Raw genomic sequence first — 1,977 nt, forward strand, 5'->3', positions numbered from 1 at the left:
GGGGGTCGGCCTGAGGTGTCCACGGCCAGACGTGTGCATGGGCTGACGGGTGCGGGGGCGGTCACCGGGTGACCGGGCCCCGCCCTCGCCGTCACGTCGTGGCACCCCGGGGCCCGGCTCGGTGGCCAGACCCCGGAGGTCAGCCGAGCAGGCCGCCGATGGGGTTCTGGCCGGCGCCCCCGGTGGAGCCGCCGCCGCTGTCCGAACCGCCGCTGTCGGATTCGCCGCCGCCCGTGGCGTCACCGGAGCCGGTGCCGCCCGAGGAGGCCGGTCCGGAGCTGCTGGTGGCCGGGGGTTCCTGCGGGACCGTCTCCCGCGGGGGCTGCTGGCCGGTGCCCTGGGTCTGGCTGGGCTGCCCGGTGCCCGCCCCCGTGGCCTGGCCGCCGGATTCGCGGGCCGGATCGTCCGCCGGGGCCGACTGCCTGGCCGACGGGGTGCCGGGCGCGCTGGACGGGCCCGCGTCGGGCCGGCGCTCGGCCGGGGTCCGGGAGGGCTTGCGCTTGCCCGTGGTCTCGTCGGGGAGCGGGGAGCCGGGCAGCTGGTTCGTGGGGTTGCCGTCGGGGCCGGGCACGGTGACGACCTCCGTGGAGCGGACGGCCCCACCGAGCATGGAGCCGATGAGCAGGGTCAGGCCGACGACCACGGTCGCGACGACGGCGCCGCGGCGCAGGACGCGGCGGCGCAGGTCCCAGATCTCGGAGCGCGGACCGAGCGTGCGCCACGCCTCTCCGGCGAGGCGTCCGTCGAGGGAGTAGACGGGGGCGCCCGCGATGACGAGGGGGCTCCAGGCGGCCAGGAGGATGATGTCGGACGCGTCGTACGCACCGACGCTCCGCCAGCTGACCGTGGCGAGGAGTGCCGCGGAGAGCAGGGCGCCGAAGGCCGCCGCGACGCGCTGCCAGAGTCCGAGGACGGTGAGGACACCGGCGACGACCTGGAGGAAGGCGACGGCCAGCCCGGATTCGACGGGGTGGGCCAGTGCGAAACCGTGCAGGGGCTCGGCGGCGGCCCAGGGGTGCATGGAGTTCAGCCAGGCGACCATGGAGCCGCGGTGGCCGCCGTCGAAGTACACGGGGTCGCAGAGCTTGCCCATGCCGGTGTAGATGGAGATGAAGCCGAGGAGGACACGCAGCGGCAGCAGGACGACGCCGAGGTTCATCCGGCGTCCGGGGTAGTAGGCGTGCCGGACGTCGTCGCTTCCCTGGCGCCGCTCGTCTGCCGGGGCGCCCTCGTGGCCGGTGCCGTCGGCCGAGGGGCCGTCGTGCTCCTCGTCGGCCGGGTGGTGGCCGTACGTACCGTCGGGTGCCGTCCCGACGGGGTCGTACGCGCCGACGGCACGCCGCATGGGCGGCAGGAGTGGGCCCGTCCGGTCGCGGCCCGGCTGGGGGGCGATGAGCACGGGATTCGGCTGGGTGTCCTCGATGAGCGGGATGACCTGCGTGCCGCCGCCCGTGTCGTCGTATCCCGTGCCGGGGTCCCCGCCGGCCCTCGCGCCGAGGTGGCCCGCACCGGAGTTGCGTACGGCCTGGAGGAGTCCGCTCGCTCCGGGGTCGCCCGGCTCCGACCTGCCGCTCCAGACGACGGGAGCCCGCCTGCGGGCGCCCGCGCCGCTCATGGCGGGGATCCTGGCCTGTCCGGCGGGGCCCGCCGCTGCGCGCAGACGGGTGCGCTGGCCCGGGGCGAGCTGCACCCGGAAGCTGGCGTGGCTGACGATGACCTGGGCGGGGTCGCTGTCCACCTTCGTCATGCTCAGGGCGGGTTGGTCGTCGAACCGAGGCGTTCTGGTGTCCACACTCATCTAACCGAGTGATGTGTGATTAGGACACTGCCTTGACGCGTCGGAGTGTCCGAGACCCGTCAACAGTCTGTTGCGGTCCGCGAAGCGGCGCGGAGCGGCGCGGGCCGGGTCGCGCGGCCGGCACCGTCGCACGGTCCGATGCGGCGCGCGTACCCCGGTCCGGGCGGTGCGGGGGCGCA

Annotated in this window: 1 protein-coding gene; it reads right to left on the bottom strand. The window is 75.7% G+C overall.

Annotated features, from left to right (window positions below; all coding sequences use genetic code 11):
- Positions 1-139: 139 nt before the first annotated feature.
- Positions 140-1,798 (bottom strand): DoxX family membrane protein, encoded by a 1,659-nt coding sequence (locus tag ABZ371_RS32095; protein ID WP_358686359.1) that lies wholly within the window; start codon positions 1,796-1,798, stop codon positions 140-142.
- Positions 1,799-1,977: the final 179 nt, after the last annotated feature.

The organism is Streptomyces sp. NPDC005899 (assembly GCF_040629645.1).
GTDB lineage: Bacteria > Actinomycetota > Actinomycetes > Streptomycetales > Streptomycetaceae > Streptomyces.

Coding starts and splice junctions, on each gene's coding strand:
- ABZ371_RS32095 (WP_358686359.1), bottom strand. CDS start 1,798: ATGAGTGTGGACACCAGAACGCCTCGGTTCGACGACCAACCCGCCCTG.